Origin of the sequence: Phreatobacter sp. (assembly GCF_030691135.1) — a bacterium.
Classification (GTDB): domain Bacteria; phylum Pseudomonadota; class Alphaproteobacteria; order Rhizobiales; family Phreatobacteraceae; genus Phreatobacter.
This window is the reverse complement of sequence record NZ_JAUYFA010000037.1, coordinates 1-16,568: the sequence shown is the minus strand read 5'-3', so window position 1 is coordinate 16,568 and position 16,568 is coordinate 1. Positions and strand designations below refer to the sequence as shown.

Here is a 16,568-nt window from a genome sequence, read left to right as displayed (position 1 = left end):
GGCCGGGCTTGTCCCGGCCATCCACGACTTGAACACGGCGCTGACAGGAATTCGTGGATGCCCGGGACAGGCCCGGGCATGACGGTCCAGGTTCGAACGGACAATCACCGATGCCCATCGACTACGACAAGCTGAAGCACTGGCACTTCCCCGACCTCGAGCACCGCTACGAGGCGAAGGACACGATCCTCTACGCCCTCGGTGTGGGCTGCGGCGCGGACCCGATGGACCGCACCGAATTGCCCTTCGTCTACGAGGACGGCCTGAAGGCCCTGCCGACCATGGCGGTGGTTCTCGGCTATCCCGGCTTCTGGCTGAAGAATCCGGCCACCGGCGTCGACTGGCGCAAGGTCCTGCATGGCGAACAGGGCCTCGTCATCCACCGGCCGCTGCCTGCCACCGGCACGGTTATTGGCCGAACCCGCGTCACCGAGATCGTCGACAAGGGCCCGGGCAAGGGCGCGCTGCTCTTCTCCACGCGCGATGTGATCGACAAGGCCTCGGGCGATCTGCTGGCGACCCTGACCTCGACGACCTTCATCCGCGGCGAGGGCGGCTTCGGTGGTCCCTCGGGGCCGACGCCCGAGCCTCATCCGCTCCCCGACCGAGCGCCGGACGCGGCCGTCGACCTGAAGACCCTGCCGCAGGCGGCGCTGATCTATCGCCTCTCAGGCGACGACAATCCGCTGCATGCCGATCCGGACGTGGCGCGCGGCGCCGGCTTCGAGCGGCCGATCCTGCACGGCCTGTGCACCTATGCAGTGGCGGGCCGCGCCATCCTCAAGGCCTGCTGCGGCAACGATCCGGCCCGGCTCCGGCGCTTCGGCGTGCGCTTCTCGGCGCCGGTCATGCCGGGAGAGACCATCCGCACCGAGATCTGGCAGGACGCCGGCGTCATCTCCTTCCGCGCCCGGGTGGTCGAGCGCGACATCGTCGTGCTGACCAACGGCCTCGCCGAGATCGTCTGATCCCGGCGAGATCGCGGCATCGTCAGGCGGGCGTCAGACCGAGCTTGCGCACGTTCTCGATCCAGATCGGGCCCTGTGAATCGTAGATCTTCTTGAAGTCGGCATGGCCGAGCACGGGGTCCTCGATGCCGAAGGTCTCGTTCAGCTTGCGGATCCGCTCCGTCTGCGCCGCCTCCAGCATCAGTGCAGACACGGTCTCGACCAGAGGCTGCGGCATCGACGACTGGCCGAGGAAGCCGACCCAGCTGAGCAGGCGGAAGACCGGATTGTCGAGGCCCTGCTCGGCGAAGGTCGGCGTGTCCGGCAGCGCCTTCATGCGCCTTGTCGAGGGGATGGCGATGGCCGTCCCGGTATTCGAGTCGAGAACCGCCTTGGCGGCCGTGAAGCTGCCCAGCGCGATCTGGCTGTTGCCGGTGAGCACGTCCTGCCACATCGGCGCCTCACCGCGATAGTTCACCACGGTCATGTCGAGGTTGAACTGCTGGTTCAGCGCATTGCAGACGATATGGGCCATGGAGCCGGCGGCATAGGAGCCGAAGCTCACGCGGTTCTTGCGGGCGTACTCGACGAACTGCGCGATGTTGGACGCGCCCGTCGCCTTGGCGGCGACCAGCGGCAGGCTGCCGGTGGGCAGGAGCGCCAGCAGGGAGAAATCCTTGTCCGGATCATAGGCCAGGCTCTTGAACATGACGCGGTTGCCGAACAGCGTCGTCGAAATGGTGATCATGAGGGTATGGCCGTCGTCCGGCGCGGTCTTCAAGGCCTGGGCGGCGATGCCGCCGCCGGCCCCCGGGCGGTTCTCGACCACCACGGTCTGGCCGCTCTTCTGGCTGAGAAATTCTCCATAGGCGCGGGCGAAGGCGTCGGTGATGCCGCCGGCCGGGAAGGCGCAGATAATACGCAGTTGCTTGTTGGGCCAGGCTGTTCCCTGCGCACGGGCGATCAGCGGTGTCGCGAGGGGGGCGAGAAGGCCGGAGGCCAAGAGGCCGCGGCGGGTCATTGAAAAAGACATTGTTGTTTCCTCAATCGATGATCGGGATTCTGTGTCCCGTTGGTTTGCATGGAAAGCCTAGCCGCACGGACCGCTGCGCGGCCTGCGACCGATTGTCAGACCCCTTGGGGAATCCGTCAGCTCGGCGTGATGCCGAGCCGGTTGACGTGGTCGAGCCAGATCGGCCCCTGGCTCTCGTAGATGTGGCGGAAATAGCGGTGATCCTGTGCCGTGTCGTCGATCCCGAACGTCGCCGTCAGCCGCTGGATGCGCTCCGTCTTGCCGGCCTCTACCATGAGATCGGATATCTGCTGCACCATCTCGGCCGGCATGGAGGCCTTGCCGAAGAACCCGGCCCAGCTCACCAGGTCGAAGACCTTGTCGGTCAGGCCCTGCTCGGCATAGGTCGCGACATCCGGCAGGGTCTTCATACGCCGTGTCGTCGGCACCGCGATGGCCGTCCCGGCGCCGCTGTCGAGAGTGCCCTTCGCCGCCGTGTAGCTGCCCATCGCCACCTGGCTGCTGCCGGTGAGGAGGTCCTGCCACATCGGCGCCTCGCCCCGGTAGTGGACGATGGTCATGTCGAGGTTGAACCGCCGGTTCAGTTCGGCGCCGACGATATGGGCGAAGGAGCCGGCGGCATAGGAGCCGAAGCTCACCCGGTTCTTCCTCGCGAAGTCGACGAATTCGGCGATGGTCCTGGCCCCCGTCGCCTTCTGCGCCACCAGCGGCAGGTGGCCCGTCGACATGAGGGCGAGGAAGGCGAAGTCCTTGTCCGGGTCGTAGGGCAGGTTCCTGAACATGACCCGGTTCCCGAGCATGGTCGAGGAGATGGTGATCATCAGGGTGTGGCCGTCGTCCGGCGCACTCTTCAGGGCCTGGGCCGCGATGCCGCCGCCGGCACCGAGGCGGTTCTCGACCACGACGGTCTGGCCGCTCTTCTGCTGGATGTAGTCGCCATAGGCACGGGCATAGGCGTCGGTGATGCCGCCGGCCGGGAAGGCGCAGAGAATCCTGACGGGCTTGCTGGGCCAGGCCGAGGCCTGAGCCTGGCCGATACGGGGTGCCGCCAATGTGGCTGCGGCGCCGGCGGCGATCAGGCCGCGGCGCGATAACAGGATGGGCATGGTCGTTTCCTCTGGACGCTAGGTCTCTCGTGAGGGTCGATCCTGCCGCGCCGCCGCTCCTCTCGTAACGTCCGCAAGCGTTCCGGCGCGGTGCTCCCGACCCGCCGCGATGCTCTCACGGGCCTCCCGACCCGTCAAACCGATGAAACCCCGTTTCATGAGCTGAAATCTGGGAAGAGCATCCGTCCTTCGGCTAGTCGGCCGCCGCGCCGCCCGGCGCCCACAGCGTGGCGCGGAACTTGTCGGTGAGCGCCGCGGCGATGAGCGCCGCCGTATCCTGCAGCGGCCCGAGGAAGTTCCTGACCGCATCCTCCACCGAGATGGCGCCGTGCAGCATCATGATGTTGATGCTGGCGAAGACCTCGTCGCCGTCGCGCACCGGCACTCCCATGGCCCAGACCCGCCCGTCGAAGACATCCTGGCTATAGGCCTCGTCCATCAGCGCATAACCGCGCTCGCGCACCTCGGCGAGCAGGGAGGCGAGCTTCTTCGGCTGGCGGGCGAGTTCGGTTGACCGGCCGGGGATGGCGGAAAGCAGGGCGATGATCCGTTGCTGCTGCTCCTCCGGGCAGAAGGCGAGATAGGCCCGGCCCATGGATGTGGCGAGCAGCGGAAAGCGGAAGCCCGGCCGCCGCGAGAACAGCATCGATCCCGGCTCGCGCGTCGTCTGGGCGACGATCATGGCGTCCCGGTCGAGAATGGCGATGTCCGAGGGCCAGCCGATCTGCTTGCGGAACTCGTGCATGATGGGTTCGGCGACGCCGCCGATCCACAGGTGCTGGTCATAGCCCTGGGCGAGCAGCAGGCAGCGGCCGGTCGGCAGATATTCGGTCCGCTCGGCATCCCGCATCACGTAGCCTTCGTGCTCCAGCGTCTCCAGCATGCGCACGATGGTCGCCTTGTTCAGGCCCGTCGCCTTGTGCAGCGACCCCACCGTCGAACGCCGCTCGGCGTTCAGGACGCGGAGGATTTCGAGGCCGCGCGAGAGCGCGATGACGGGTTCGAACGACGGCATGACGGGTTCCTGATCACCCCGCGGTGCGATGGCACCGCAGGATTCGCCGAGGCTATCATAACAGACCCGGCCGTATGTCCGGGGACCGCTTGTCATCCGGCCGGGACGGTGGACCTCAGGCCGTGCGGCTGGCCCGGTCCTTCTCGTTCGCCGCACGGATCATCTCGCTCATCGCCTGCCATTCGGCGTCGGAGAGCGTCGCGAGGTTGTAGAAATTGCCGCCCGTCGCATTGTAGCGGGCCCCGTCGATGGCGATGGTCTGGCCGGTCAGGTACTCGCAGCCGTCGGCCATCAGGAAGGTTGCGAGGTTCTTCAGCTCCTGCATCTCGCCGTTGCGGCCCATCGGGCTCCCCGCGCGGCCCTTGTCCTGCTCGGCGGCGAGGCCCGGATTGAGCCGCTCCCAGGCACCCTTGGTCGGAAACGGGCCCGGCGCGACGGCGTTGAGGCGGATGCCGTAGCGTCCCCATTCGGCGGCCAGCGACTGGGTCATGACGTTGATGCCGGCCTTCGACATGGCAGAGGGGACGGTGAAGGGTCCGCCGTTCCACACCCAGGTGGTCAGGATCGAGATGACCGAGGCCTTGTGGCCGCCGGCGATCCAGCGCTTGCCGCAGGCCAGCGTCACGTAGAACGAGCCATGGAAGACGATGCCGGCGATGGCGTCGAAGCCACGCGGCGACAGGTCCTTGGTCGGGCTGATGAAATTGCCGGCGGCATTGTTGACGAGGCCGGTCAGCGGCCCCGCGGCGAAGATCTCCTCGATCATCTCCTCCACCGCCTGGGCGACACGGATGTCGACGGAATGGGTGATGACCTTGCCGCCGTGGCGGTCCATCAGTTCGCGCGCGGTCTCGTCGAGCACGCCGAGGCGGCGGCCGCAGATATGCACCGTCGCGCCAAGCCGGAGATAATCCTCCGTCATCTCCCGGCCGAGCCCGGTGCCACCGCCGGTGACGAGAATGCGTTTGCCCGCGAGCAGCCCGTCCTTGAACATCGTCGTCTCCCTCGGCTCGTCCGGTGCCGTCTCAGCGGCCCTTGAAGTCCGGCTTTCGCTTGCCCTTGAAGGCCGCCACGCCCTCGTCGAAATCGGCGCTGCCGAAGGCGACAGCCTGCGACAGGGCCTCGGCTTCGAGAAACCCCTCGATCGGCAGCTCGTAGGCGCGGCGCATCAGCCGCTTGGTCAGGGCGAGCGACACGGTGGGGCCGCGGGCGAGCGCCTGCGCCAGTTCCATCGTCGTCGCCATCAGCGCCTCCGGTTCGGTGAGTCGCGCCACCAGACCCATGGCATGCGCCTCCTCGGCGGATACCTCGCGGTTGGTCAGCAGGATATCGCTGGCACGCTGGTAGCCGACGGCCCGCGGCAGCGTATAGGCGAGGCCGAGATCGGCTGCTGCGCCGAGGCCGGGGAAGCCCGCCTTGAAGCGCGCGTCGCGCGAGGCGACGATGAGGTCGCCGGTGAGCGCCAGCGACAGGCCGGCGCCCGCCGCGGCCCCGTTGACGGCGCAGATTACCGGCTTGTCGGCGGTGAGCAGCGGGACGAGCCACCGGTAGGTCCGCGTCATGCGGGCCCTGACCGTGAGCGTGCCGCGGTCGTCCATCGACCGGATGTCGCCGCCGGCGCAGAAGGCCCGCCCCGTTCCGGTGATGACGATGGCGCGGACCTCCGGATCGGCGAGCAGCGCCGGCAGATGGTCCTCGATCCCCGCCTTGATCCCGGCGGACATGGCGTTCATCGATTTCGGCTCGTTGAGCACGAGGGTCGCGACGGCCCCGTCCCTTTCGACACGCACCGAGGGTTCGACGGTCGTCGCGGTCATGGTCAGTCCTTCCTGTCATGGAGGTCCGGGCCCGGAGCGCGGACGAAGCATCGTTTCAGTGGACGAAATCGGGCGGCGAAACGCCAGTCCCCAATTCGGGCGGTGCCGTCAGGGCCGGGACAGGACCAGGGGGCGGCTGTCGGGCGGGGTTTTGGTCCAGCGGCCGTCGTCCTCCCGCTTGAACGACAGCGTGCCCGTCCGGCCGCCGAAGACCAGCAATTCCCGATCGAGCCGCCAGTGGGAGAGGCCGAGGGCGGCGATGGAGCGCTCGCATCCGGCGGCGACATCCACGGCGAAGCGCTGCTCCAGCGCCCCCGCACCGGCCGCCAGTTCCTGCTTCAGCAGGAGCGCGCAGAGGCTGCGCCCCGAGGGCTGGCCGAGGCTCCAGGCGCCGATGATCTCCTCGGCGGTCGGCAGTGTCTTGCCGGCGAGGGCGAGGCTCGTCAGGAAATAGACGTTGGGATCGCCCTGCCGCAGCGATTCGAAGATGCCGACCTCGGTCTCCTCGAAATCGAAGGCCGGCTGGCCCGTCCTGTCGATCCAGCGGATCGACCCGCTCGGCCCCACCGACCAGGCGACGATCGTCGCGACCGCCGGGAAGGTCGTGACGCAGCCCTCGCCGAAGGACAGGGCCCTTGCGGTCCCCGCCCTGTCGGCCCTGAAAGTGACGGCGCATTTGCGGGTGCCCGCCGGGTTGGAGAGTTCCCAGGCGCCGACGGCCCTCTCGGTCAGTGCGGCATCGGGCTGGGCCGCCGGCGCCTGGGCGCGGGCGGCGGCGGCCGGGATCAGCAGAATGACCAGCAGGACGATGGCTTGCAGCATGCCCGGATTAGAAGCGCGATTTGCCCGGCGCGTCCACCGGATGGCCCTGGTCATGACGCCGCCAGCCCGAGACAGGCCGTGTCGGCCGCCCCGGCCCGGCGGGAGATGATGGCCGCCTTGCGCCGGACGCCGGTCGACGGCGCCCGCGCGTCGCGGCGGATCGGGTTCGGCAGGATCGACACCAGCAGCGCCGCCTCGGCCATGGTCAGGCGCGATGCCGGCTTGCCGAAGGCGCGTCTGGCGCCTGCCTCGATGCCGAATTCGCCGCCCGGCCCCCATTCCGCGATGTTGAGATAGATCTCCATCATCCGCCGCTTCGACCAGACGAGGTCGATCATCAGGGCGAGCGGAATTTCCAGCCCCTTGCGGATGATCGCCGTTAAACCGGTGTCACCCTGCCAGAGAAAGAGGTTGCGGGCGACCTGCATCGGCAGGGTCGAGGCGCCGCGCGACGGGCCGTCCTCGTCCTCGATCACCGCCATGAGTTCGCGCCAGTCGACGCCGCGGTGGCGGCAGAACTGGGCATCCTCCGAGGCGATGAGCACCGCCGGCACGGCGCGGGCCACCGCCTCCAGCGGCACGACGCTCCGCTCGTAGCCCTGCAGCGTCACCATGCGCCAGATCATGCGTGTCGAGACCGGCGTCACGACCGTATAGAGGACCGTCAGCACCAGCGGCGTCAGGGCCAGCAGGACGGCAGCGAGCACGAAACGGCGCAGGAGGCGGATCATGGCCATCCGGAACGAGGTGACGCCCATCCCCGGCGGGGAGCGGGCGATGGTGCGCGGCGTCGACGGATGCCCCGCCGGCTGGATCGCCGTGACCATCGCTGCCGAGGGTCCGCTGACGCCAGGCGTCACGATAACGCGAAACTTCGCCGATCTGACCACCGGTGTCGAAAAAATCGCCGTGGACATGCCGATCGGCCTGCCCGAGCGCGCCGGACCGGGCGGCCGGGGTGCCGAAACAGCCGCTCGCGTCGTCTTGGGTGGTCGCAGGTCGTCGGTGTTTTCGGTTCCCTCGCGCAGCGCAGTTTATGCGCTGGACTATCCCGAAGCGTGCCGCCTCGCCGAGGCCACATCTGATCCGCCTCGGAAAATCTCGAAGCAGGCCTTCTTCCTGTTTCCCAAGATCAGGCAGATCGATTCGCTCCTGCGGAACGACGCCTCGTTGCTTGCGCGGGTTTTCGAAACGCATCCGGAAGTGGCCTTCTGGCGCGCCAATGATGAGGCGCCCATGCTCTTCCCGAAATCCAAGCCTCAGGGCCTGCGCGAACGACGGGACCTGCTGGAACGCCACGGCTTCCCGGCAGCGTTCCTGGATGCCCCCGTCGAGTGGGGCGCGAAACCGGACGACTTCCTCGACGCCTGCGTCTGCGCCCTCGTCGCCCGCCGCCTCCATGCCGGCACAGCCTTGTCGTTTCCCAGCCCTCCGGCCCGCGACGCGCATGGCCTGCCCGTCGCCATCTGGGCTTGACCGCACCGGCCGAACTGGGCTCCCGTGCCCCTCCCATCAGGACCCGACCATGCTCACCACCGACGATATCCGCGCCGCCCATGAACGTATCGCGGGGCGGGTGCGCCGCACGCCGACCATGACCCTGAGCGCGGACACGTTCGGCACGCCCGTCCCCGTCGTCATGAAGCTCGAATTCCTGCAGGTGACCGGCACGTTCAAGGCCCGCGGCGCCTTCAACACCCTGCTCGCCGGACCCATGCCGGCGGCCGGCGTCTGCGCCGCTTCGGGCGGCAATCACGGCATCGCCGTCGCCCATGCGGCGGCGACCCTCGGCTTGCCCGCCCGCATCTTCGTGCCCGAGATCTCCTCGCCGGCGAAGATCGCCCGCATCCGCGAGACCGGCGCCGCCCTCATCGTCGGCGGCGCCCGCTATTCCGACGCTCTGGCCGCCTGCGAGGCCTATGCCGCCGAGACCGGCGCCCTTTCCGTCCATGCCTATGACGCCTGGCCGACCATGGCGGGGCAGGGAACGGTCGGCCTGGAGTGGGAGGAGGATGCCGGCGGCCTTGACACGGTCCTGGTGGCGGTCGGCGGCGGTGGTCTGATCGGCGGCATCTCGCGGTGGTTCGACCGGCGGGTCAAGGTGGTCGGCGTCGAGCCCGAGGGCTCGCGGGCGCTCCATGCCGCGCTCGCCGCCGGCGGCCCGGTGGATGTCGACGTCCAGTCCATTGCCGCCGATTCGCTCGGCGCCCGCAACGTCTTCGCCCGTGTCCACGCGACGGCGGCGGCCTATGTCGACCATGTCGCGCTCGTCCCCGACGCTGCCATCCGCGACGCCCAGAAGCGGCTCTGGCTCGGCCTGCGGGCGGCGAGCGAACCGGGCGGCGCGGCGGCCCTCGCCGCCCTTGTCTGCGGCGCCTATGAGCCGGCTCCGGGCGAAAGGGTCGGCGTTCTCGCCTGCGGCGCCAATGTCGATCTCGCCGCGCTTTCTGGTCTTGTCACGGACGCCTGAGCGCTGAACGATCCGTGATCGGCCGGCTGCCATGAAATGGTGGTTTTTGCGACCTAGCGTGTTAGCCTGAAATTTGCAGGAGACCTCGAACCGGAGCGGATCTTGAGCGACGGCATGAACAGGGATCGGCCCCGGGCCCCCAACGAACATCAGCTCGCTCTCGGTCACGCGATCGATCGCGCCAAGCTCGTCATCCTCTGGGAACGGGTCTGGCCGCGTCTCGTCCTCTTCCTCGCCATTTTCGGCGGCGTCCTCGCCGTGTCCTGGCTCGGCTTCTGGCAGGTCGTGCCCTATTGGGCGCGTTTCGGTGGAGTCCTGTTCGTCCTCGGCCTGCTGCTGCTCGCCGCCTGGCCGCTGGTGACGATCCGCCGCCCCTCCGATCAGGAGGCGCTGCGCCGCATCGACCGGGCCACCGAGGGCGGCCACCGTCCGGCGACGGCGCTGAACGATGATCTGGCGACGTCCGATGATCCTTTCGCCAAGGCGCTCTGGGAGGAACACCGCGCCCGGGTCGCCGCCGCGGCCGGCCGGCTGCGCACCGGCATTCCGACGCCGCGCATGCCCAGTCTCGATCGCTATGCCATCCGCGCCCTGGCGCTGCTGCTCATCGTCCCCGCCTATTTCCTCGCCGGCGACGAGCGCACCCAGCGTCTGATGACGGCCTTCGACTGGCGGGCGCCGCCCGTGCCGGTCAACTACCGCATCGACGCCTGGGTCACCCCGCCGGCCTATACGGCCCGTCCGCCGGTGATCCTGCCGACCCGCCGCGTCGCCGAGGACGCCGCTCCGCCCGTCACCGCGGCCGCGGCGGCCGAGCCCGACATCTTCCGGGTGCCGGCGGGCTCCGTCATCACCCTGCGCGTCGCCGGCCTCGCCGATGTCGCTATCAAGCCGGAGGGCGGTGTCGCCGCCGCACCGGTGCCCGAGCGTGCCGCCGATGCGCCGGCTCCGGCCCAAGCGAGCCAGACCCAGGCCAATCTCGCGGAAACCCGCTGGACGATCAGCCAGAACGGTACGCTCCAGGTGACCGGAACCGGGGCCCAGCCGCTGACCTGGCGTTTCGAGGCCATCGCCGACACCGCGCCGACCATCGCCTTCGAGCGCGCGCCGCAGACCGACCAGCGCAACCAGTTCGTCCTCTCCTACAAGGTCGAGGACGATTACGGCGTCAAGGAAGCCGAGGCGACCCTGTCGCTCGCGCCCTCCGCCCTCGCCCTCCAGCGCGAGGGCGCCCGGCCTCTCGCCGAGCTGCCGCCGCTGCCGCTGACCCTGCCCCAGGCGCGCACCCGCACGGGGAGCAGCCAGACGTCGCGCGATTTCGTCGCCCACCCCTTCGCCGGCCTGCAGGTGGCGGTGCGGCTTAGGGCGAAGGACGATGCCGGCAACGAGGGCTTCTCGGAGACCGTCTACGGCACCCTCCCGGCCCGCGTCTTCTCGAAGCCCATACCGCGCGTCCTCGTCGAGCAGCGCCGCATCCTCGCCCTCGACGCCAAGGCCGCGCCGCGCGTCGCCCGCGCGCTGGAGGCGCTGACGACGGCGCCCGACCGGTTCGGCATGGAGACCCCGGTCTATCTCGGTCTGCGCACTGCCTATTTCCGCCTCGTCCGCGCCCGCAACGACGCGGCGCTGCGGGAGGTCATGGACTATCTCTGGGACATCGCGGTGCGCATGGAGGACGGCGACGTCTCCGAGGCCGAGCGCTCTGTCGCCCAGGCGGCGGAAAGGCTGCGCCAGGCCATCGAGCGCGGTGCGTCAGAGGAGGAGATCCGCCGGCTGTCGCAGGATCTGCGCCAGGCCATGGACCGGCTGATGCGCGAACTGACCGAACAGGCCATGCGCAACCGCCAGGACGGCAACCAACAGCAGCAGCAGGCGCAACGCGACCCCAATTCCCGCCAGGTCCGCCCGCAGGACCTGCGCGACATGCTCAACCGCATCGAGAACCTCGCGCGCAGCGGCGCCCGCGAGCAGGCCCAGCGCCTGATGCAGGAATTGCAGCAGATGCTGCAGGGCCTGCAGGCCGGCCGCCAGCAACAGCAGCAGCAGGGCCAGAACGGCGAACAGGGTGAGCAGGGCGAGGGCCCGCTCGACCGTCTCGCCGACATGATCCGCCGCCAGCAGCAGTTGCGCGACGACACGTTCCGCCGCAACCAGGAACAGCGTCGCGCCCAGCGGGGCCAGCAGCGCCCCGGCCAGCGCGGCCAGCAGGGGCAACAGGGCCAGCAGCAGCCCGGCCAGCAGGGCGAACAGGGACAGCAGGGCGAACAGGGTTACGGCCAGCTCGGCGACGCCCAGCGCGAGCTCCGCGAACTCCTCGACCAGCTGCGCGAGCAGCTGGGACAGCAGGGAGAAGGCCAGGGCCAAGGGCAGGGACAGGGTCAATCCGATGCCGGCCGTCAGGCGCAGGAGGGCATGGGCAATGCCGGCCGCGCCATGCGCGAGGCGGAAGAGGCGCTCGGCCGCGGCAACGGACAGGGCGCCACCGATGCCCAGGGCCGCGCCCTGCGCAGCCTGCAGCAGGGTGCCCAGGGCCTCGCCCAGCAGATGCAGGAGGGCCAGGGCCAGGGCCAGGGCCCGGGCCAGCCGGGCCAGCCCGGCCAGCCGGGCGGTCGCCAGGGGCAGGCCGGCAATCAGGATTACGATCCCCTCGGACGCCCGACCCGCGGCCGTGAGGCGAATGAAAATTCCGACGTGCGCGTTCCCAATGCCGGAGAGGGCGCCGCCCAGCGGGCCCAGCGGGTTCTCGAAGAGTTGCGCCGCCGCCTGTCAGAGCAGGACCGCCCGCAGATCGAGATGGACTATATCGAGCGGCTGTTGCGCGGCCTGCAGATCCAGTAGCGCTCAGGCCTCGGCGGCCGGCAGGTCCCAGGCCTCGCCGGGGCGGATGGCGCGGAACAGGTCGGGCGCGATCGCACGTTCGGCCAACGCCGCATGCAGCGCCACGCGCGGCTCCTCGATCGCCTCGTTGGTCAGCTGCACCGTTCCCCAGTGATGGGCGAGGGCGCGCCGCGCCCCGCAATCAATCATCACCTGCACGGCCTCTGCCGGGTTCATGTGCTGGTCGCGCATGAACCAGCGCGGCTCATAGGCGCCGATCGGCAGGATGGCGAGGCGGAAGCCACCGAACCGGCGCTTCGCCTCGCGGAAATGGTGCCCGTCGCCGTAGCCGGTATCGCCGATGTGATAGACGAGGCCGCCCGGCGCCTCGACGACGAAGGCCGCCCACAGCGCCTTGTTCCGGTCGAAAAGGCCGCGCGCGGTCCAGTGCCGCATCGGCGCGAGGTGCACCGCCATGTCGTTGCCGATCACGACGCGGTCGCCCCAGTCATGCGCCTCGGCCCGGATGGCCGGGTCGTGCGCCTTCATGATCGCATCCTGGCCGAGCGGTGTGATCACCCGCGGCTGATGGACGGCCTGGAGGCGGGAGAGCGTCTCGACGTCGAGATGGTCGTAATGGCCGTGGCTGACCAGGACGAGGTCGATCTTCGGCAGGGCCTCGAAGGCGATGCCCGGTGCATTGACCCGCTTCGGCCCGGCGAAGGAGACCGGCGAGACCCGCTCCGACCAGACCGGGTCGAACAGGATGTTGAGCCCGCGCGTCTGCATCAGGATCGTCGCGTGGCCGACATAGGACAGGCGGATCGCGTCACCCTCGACCCGCGGTGGCGGCACGTCAGTGCGCTCCAGCGGCCAGCTCTCCGGCCAGCGGGCCCGCTCGTCGCCGCCGAACTGCCAGCGCAGCAGGTCGGTGAGGGGCTTGGGGGGAATGCCGTGGGGATCAAAGAAGCGGGTGCCGTCGAAATGGTCGCTCACCGGCCCCGCGTAATAGGGCTGGCTGCGATAGGCGACGGCGCCGGTGGCACCGCCGATCACGGGGACCGAGGCGAGAACGCCGAGAAGGCGGCGGCGGTTGACCTTGCGGCGGGAGGGGTCTTGCGAGCTGCTCATCGCGCCAGCTAGCCGCCGGTCATGGGCGGAAAAAAGGCAATCTCGCGGGCTCCCGCCAGCGGCGCGTCGGGCTTCACGTGGACTTGATCGATCGCCGCGCGGATCACCGTGCGGTTCTCGAAGGCATGGGCGTAGTCCTCGCCCCGGCCGATCAGATGGGTGACGAGGTCGCCGACAGTGACGACATCGGCCGGGACTTCGATATCTTCGGACGGCTTGCCGATCCGCTCGCGCACCCAGGCGAAATAGAGGACCCTCATGGCTCGTCCTCCTCGATCAGATGCCCGGCACCGGCGCGGAAATAGTCGTAGCCGGTATAGAGCGTCAGGATCGCCGCGCACCACAAAAGCCCGATGCCGACCATCGTGACGCCCGAGACGATCTGGTCGCCGGCGGGCCCGGCGATGAGGAAGCCGACGGCGATGAGCTGCAGCGCCGTCTTCCATTTCGCCAGCCGCGTCACCGGCACCGAGACGCGCAGTTCGGCGAGGAATTCGCGCAGACCCGACACCAGGATCTCACGCGCCAGGATGACCATGGCGGCCCAGAGCGACCAGCCGAGGATCGTGCCGTCCGCGGCCAGCATCATCAGCACGATGCCGACCAGCAGCTTGTCGGCGATCGGGTCGAGCATCCGGCCGATGGCCGAGTGCTGCGACCAGGCGCGCGCCAGGTAGCCGTCGAAATAGTCGGTGATGGCGGCGATGACGAAGATCGCCAGCGCGACCCAGCGCAGCCATATCCCGCCTTCAAAGATGACCTGGGCGAAGAGACAGGCGGCCACCAGCGGCACGGCGAGGACGCGACCGTAGGTGAGAAGGTTCGGAACGCTGTAGGTGCCGCCCCGACGTGGGCGGGCGATCGGATCAGCCGAGCTCATGATCTTGTGATGAACGAGGGGGCCGGCCGGGTCAATGGAAACCCTCGGTGCGAGGGGCTCCCACTGGACAGAACGTCGTGAGCGGCTAGAACCGGCCTCATGATCAAGACCACAACGCTCGTTGCCGGGGCTGTCGGCCGGCCATGGCTTTCCGGCGCCCTGCTCGTCGCCGCCGCCGCGATCGGCACGATCCTCGGCGCCTTCTTTTTCGAATTCGTGGTCGGCCTGCCGCCCTGCCCGCTCTGCCTGCAGCAGCGCCATCCCTATTACGCCGTTGTCCCGGCGGCGTTCTTCGTCGCCTTCATGGCCTGGCGCCGCTGGCCGGCTCCCTTCGTCCGCCTGGGATTGTTCGGCCTCGCCGCCCTGATGGTCTGGGGCGCCGGGCTCGGCATCTATCACGCCGGGGCCGAATGGGGCTTCTGGCAGGGACCGACGACCTGCGCCCAGCCGACAACCATCGCCCGCAACCCGGCCGATCTCCTGCGCCAGTTGCAGGCCGCCAAGCCGCTGGCCGATTGCACGGTCGCCGGCTGGCGCTTCCTAGGCCTGTCGCTGGCGGGCTGGAACGTGCTGATCGCCTCGGCACTGGCGCTGGTGGCGCTCGCAGCGGCGAGCCGGCCGCACGAGCGCGTCTGAAGCCTCACGGCTCCAGTTCGGTGTCCCAGTAGAGATAGTCCATCCAGCTCTCGTGCAGATAGTTCGGCGGGAACAGCCGGCCGTTGCTGTGCAGATCCTGGACGGTGGGCGCGAAGGGCAGGTGGCCCAGCTGCAATCCCGATTCCCTGAGCGACTTCGAGCCCTTGCGCAGGTTGCACGGCGAACAGGCGGTCAGCACGTTGTCCCAGGTCGTCTGGCCGCCCTTGGAGCGCGGCACGAGATGGTCGAAGGTCAGTTCCTCGCCATGGCCGCAATACTGGCAGCGGAAACGGTCACGCAGGAAGACGTTGAACCGGGTGAAGGCCGGGTTGCGCGACGGCTTCACATAGGTCTTCAGCGACACCACGCTCGGCAGCCTCATCTCGAAGCTGGGCGAGTGAATCGCCTTCTCGTAAGTCGAGACGACAGTGACGCGGTCGAGAAAGACGGCCTTGATCGTATCCTGCCATGACCACAGCGACAGGGGATAGTAGCTCAGCGGGCGGTAATCCGCGTTGAGCACAAGGGCCGGCCATGAACCGGGGGAGATGGCGGCCGAGACCGGCATGTCCCCAGGCGATACGGCGACCGTCAAGATGAACTCCTTGCGATCGGGCAGCTCGGCGATTCGCGAGCCGCGAATTCAGGCACTGACCGATACTATGGGGATCGTGTCGCTCTTGTGAAGCCCAAAGGGCCTGCGATCACGCCGTCGTGGCGGGAACCGCCGCCCGCTGCCTCAGCGCGGCATAGTGCGCCCAGAGCAGCCGCGCCGCCACCGCCCGGTGCGGCCGCCAGCGCTCGCCGATCGCCACCATGGCCGCCCGGTCGGGGCGGGAGGGCAGGCCGAGCGCCTCCGCCGCCGCCGCCTGCAGCGCCACGTCGCCGGCCGGCCAGGCGTCGCCATGGCCGAGGCAGGTGAGGAGATAGACTTCCGCGGTCCAGGGCCCGATGCCGCTGACCCGCACCAGCGCCGCCTCCGCCGCTTCCGCCGGCAGGTCCGCGAGCCCGTCGAGATCGAGCGAACCGTCCAATACCGCCGCGGCGACGGCGCGCAGCGTCCGGACCTTCGGCCGTGACTGGCCGGCGGCCCGGTAGTCCTCGTCGCTCGCCGCGGTGAACCGCTCCGGCGTGATCGCGCCGAAGACGCCGATCGTCCGCTGCCAGATCGCCGCCGCCGCCGCGATCGAGATCTGCTGGAACACCACGACATGGACCAGACCCTCGAAGCCGGCCGGCCGGCGCCGCAGCGGCGGGCGTCCATGGCGGGCGTGGAGACGCGCCATGACCTCGCAGCGGCCGGCGAGGGCGGTCAGCCGCGCGTCGAGGTCGTCCTCCGTCTCGATGGATTTCATCGGCATCTTGCACCCCGCCGCCGTCTCGACCATAGGCTGAAGCCATGGCGCTCGCCCATCACCCGAAAGCCCGGCATCCGGTCCTGCGCTTCGCGCCGAGCCCCAACGGCCTGCTCCATCTCGGTCACGCCCATAGCGCGCTGGAGAACGAGAGGATGGCGGCAGCGCTCGGCGGCCGGCTGCTGCTGCGCATCGAGGATATCGATCGCAGCCGCTGCCGGCCCGACCTCGAGGCGGCGATGATCGCCGACCTCGCCTGGCTCGGGCTGCCCTTCGAGACGCCGTTCCGGCGGCAGTCGGAGCATCTCGCCGACCACGGCGCCATGCTGGCGCGGCTCGGCGCCATGGGTCTCGTCTATCCGAGCTTCGAGAGCCGGGGCGAACTGAAGGCCCTGGCGGCCGCCGATGCGGCAGCGACCGGACGGCCCTTTCCGACCGACCCCGACGGCGCGCCGCTCTATGCCGGCCGCGGCCGGCATGTCCCGGCGGATGAAGCCGCGTCGCGCGTCGCGGCGGGCGAGCCCCACGCCCAGCGCCTC

18 protein-coding genes are annotated in these 16,568 nt (G+C 69.4%); 6 read left to right on the top strand and 12 right to left on the bottom strand.

Translation table 11 applies throughout. The features are described 5' to 3' along the window. Nucleotides 1-110 precede the first annotated feature (110 nt). Nucleotides 111-968 (top strand): MaoC/PaaZ C-terminal domain-containing protein, encoded by an 858-nt coding sequence (locus Q8O26_RS05815; RefSeq protein WP_305574403.1) that lies wholly within the window; start codon nt 111-113, stop codon nt 966-968. Between the two features lie 22 nt (nt 969-990). Here the strand turns inward: Q8O26_RS05815 and Q8O26_RS05810 are convergent, their stop codons facing one another. The 7 genes from Q8O26_RS05810 to Q8O26_RS05780 form a co-directional block, all read right to left on the bottom strand. Beyond that, entirely contained in the window at nt 991-1,980 is a 990-nt protein-coding gene (locus Q8O26_RS05810) for a tripartite tricarboxylate transporter substrate binding protein (protein ID WP_305574401.1), read from the bottom strand. Between the two features lie 116 nt (nt 1,981-2,096). Further along, nucleotides 2,097-3,086 carry a tripartite tricarboxylate transporter substrate binding protein gene (locus Q8O26_RS05805; protein WP_305574399.1) on the bottom strand — a complete coding sequence of 330 codons (990 nt, stop codon included), beginning with the start codon at nt 3,084-3,086 and terminating at the stop codon, nt 2,097-2,099. A gap of 193 nt (nt 3,087-3,279) precedes the next feature. Continuing rightward, nucleotides 3,280-4,101, bottom strand: a complete 822-nt coding sequence (locus Q8O26_RS05800) for an IclR family transcriptional regulator C-terminal domain-containing protein (protein WP_305574397.1) — start codon at nt 4,099-4,101, stop codon at nt 3,280-3,282. A 115-nt stretch (nt 4,102-4,216) separates the two neighbouring features. Beyond that, a complete protein-coding gene (locus tag Q8O26_RS05795) occupies nt 4,217-5,095 on the bottom strand; it encodes an SDR family oxidoreductase (protein WP_305574395.1) in 879 nt (292 codons plus the stop codon). Between the two features lie 31 nt (nt 5,096-5,126). Then, nucleotides 5,127-5,918, bottom strand: coding sequence for an enoyl-CoA hydratase/isomerase family protein (locus tag Q8O26_RS05790; RefSeq protein WP_305574393.1), 792 nt, complete (start codon nt 5,916-5,918; stop codon nt 5,127-5,129). Nucleotides 5,919-6,026: 108 nt separating this feature from the next. Then, the gene (locus Q8O26_RS05785) at nt 6,027-6,740 is read right to left on the bottom strand and encodes an AprI/Inh family metalloprotease inhibitor (protein ID WP_305574392.1); all 714 of its coding nucleotides are present in this window, start codon (nt 6,738-6,740) and stop codon (nt 6,027-6,029) included. Nucleotides 6,741-6,790: 50 nt separating this feature from the next. Next, nucleotides 6,791-7,471 carry a transglycosylase domain-containing protein gene (locus Q8O26_RS05780; protein ID WP_305574389.1) on the bottom strand — a complete coding sequence of 227 codons (681 nt, stop codon included), beginning with the start codon at nt 7,469-7,471 and terminating at the stop codon, nt 6,791-6,793. 46 nt (nt 7,472-7,517) lie between these two features. Here Q8O26_RS05780 and Q8O26_RS05775 point away from each other — a divergent pair, with 46 nt between their 5' ends. From Q8O26_RS05775 to Q8O26_RS05765, 3 genes are all read left to right on the top strand, one after another. Next, nucleotides 7,518-8,216: a DUF429 domain-containing protein gene (locus Q8O26_RS05775; protein ID WP_305574387.1), complete on the top strand. Its 699-nt coding sequence runs from the start codon at nt 7,518-7,520 to the stop codon at nt 8,214-8,216. A gap of 49 nt (nt 8,217-8,265) precedes the next feature. Further along, on the top strand, nt 8,266-9,210 hold the full coding sequence (locus Q8O26_RS05770) for a threonine/serine dehydratase (RefSeq protein WP_305574386.1): 945 nt from the start codon (nt 8,266-8,268) through the stop codon (nt 9,208-9,210). A gap of 114 nt (nt 9,211-9,324) precedes the next feature. Next, nucleotides 9,325-12,048, top strand: a complete 2,724-nt coding sequence (locus Q8O26_RS05765) for a TIGR02302 family protein (RefSeq protein ID WP_305574384.1) — start codon at nt 9,325-9,327, stop codon at nt 12,046-12,048. Nucleotides 12,049-12,051: 3 nt separating this feature from the next. Here the strand turns inward: Q8O26_RS05765 and Q8O26_RS05760 are convergent, their stop codons facing one another. From Q8O26_RS05760 to pgsA, 3 genes are read right to left on the bottom strand one after another with little or no spacing between them, the layout of a single operon-like run. Next, complete coding sequence (locus Q8O26_RS05760; RefSeq protein WP_305574382.1) at nt 12,052-13,158, bottom strand: MBL fold metallo-hydrolase; 1,107 nt, start codon at nt 13,156-13,158, stop codon at nt 12,052-12,054. Between the two features lie 8 nt (nt 13,159-13,166). Continuing rightward, the gene (moaD, locus tag Q8O26_RS05755) at nt 13,167-13,418 is read right to left on the bottom strand and encodes a molybdopterin converting factor subunit 1 (protein ID WP_305574380.1); all 252 of its coding nucleotides are present in this window, start codon (nt 13,416-13,418) and stop codon (nt 13,167-13,169) included. Next, on the bottom strand, nt 13,415-14,038 hold the full coding sequence (gene pgsA, locus Q8O26_RS05750; protein ID WP_305574378.1) for a CDP-diacylglycerol--glycerol-3-phosphate 3-phosphatidyltransferase: 624 nt from the start codon (nt 14,036-14,038) through the stop codon (nt 13,415-13,417). Before pgsA ends, moaD begins: the two co-directional genes overlap by 4 nt. 99 nt (nt 14,039-14,137) lie before the next feature. On the opposite strand from pgsA, the gene Q8O26_RS05745 reads away from it, so the two are divergent. After that, a complete protein-coding gene (locus Q8O26_RS05745; protein ID WP_305574376.1) occupies nt 14,138-14,674 on the top strand; it encodes a disulfide bond formation protein B in 537 nt (178 codons plus the stop codon). Between the two features lie 4 nt (nt 14,675-14,678). On the opposite strand, the gene Q8O26_RS05740 is transcribed toward Q8O26_RS05745, so the two are convergent. Further along, nucleotides 14,679-15,242 carry an HNH endonuclease gene (locus tag Q8O26_RS05740; protein WP_305574624.1) on the bottom strand — a complete coding sequence of 188 codons (564 nt, stop codon included), beginning with the start codon at nt 15,240-15,242 and terminating at the stop codon, nt 14,679-14,681. A 136-nt stretch (nt 15,243-15,378) separates the two neighbouring features. After that, entirely contained in the window at nt 15,379-16,029 is a 651-nt protein-coding gene (locus tag Q8O26_RS05735) for a DNA-3-methyladenine glycosylase (protein ID WP_371134468.1), read from the bottom strand. Between the two features lie 44 nt (nt 16,030-16,073). Here Q8O26_RS05735 and Q8O26_RS05730 point away from each other — a divergent pair. Beyond that, nucleotides 16,074-16,568 (top strand): glutamate--tRNA ligase family protein (locus Q8O26_RS05730; RefSeq protein ID WP_305574372.1); only part of this gene is annotated, 495 nt, incomplete at its 3' end.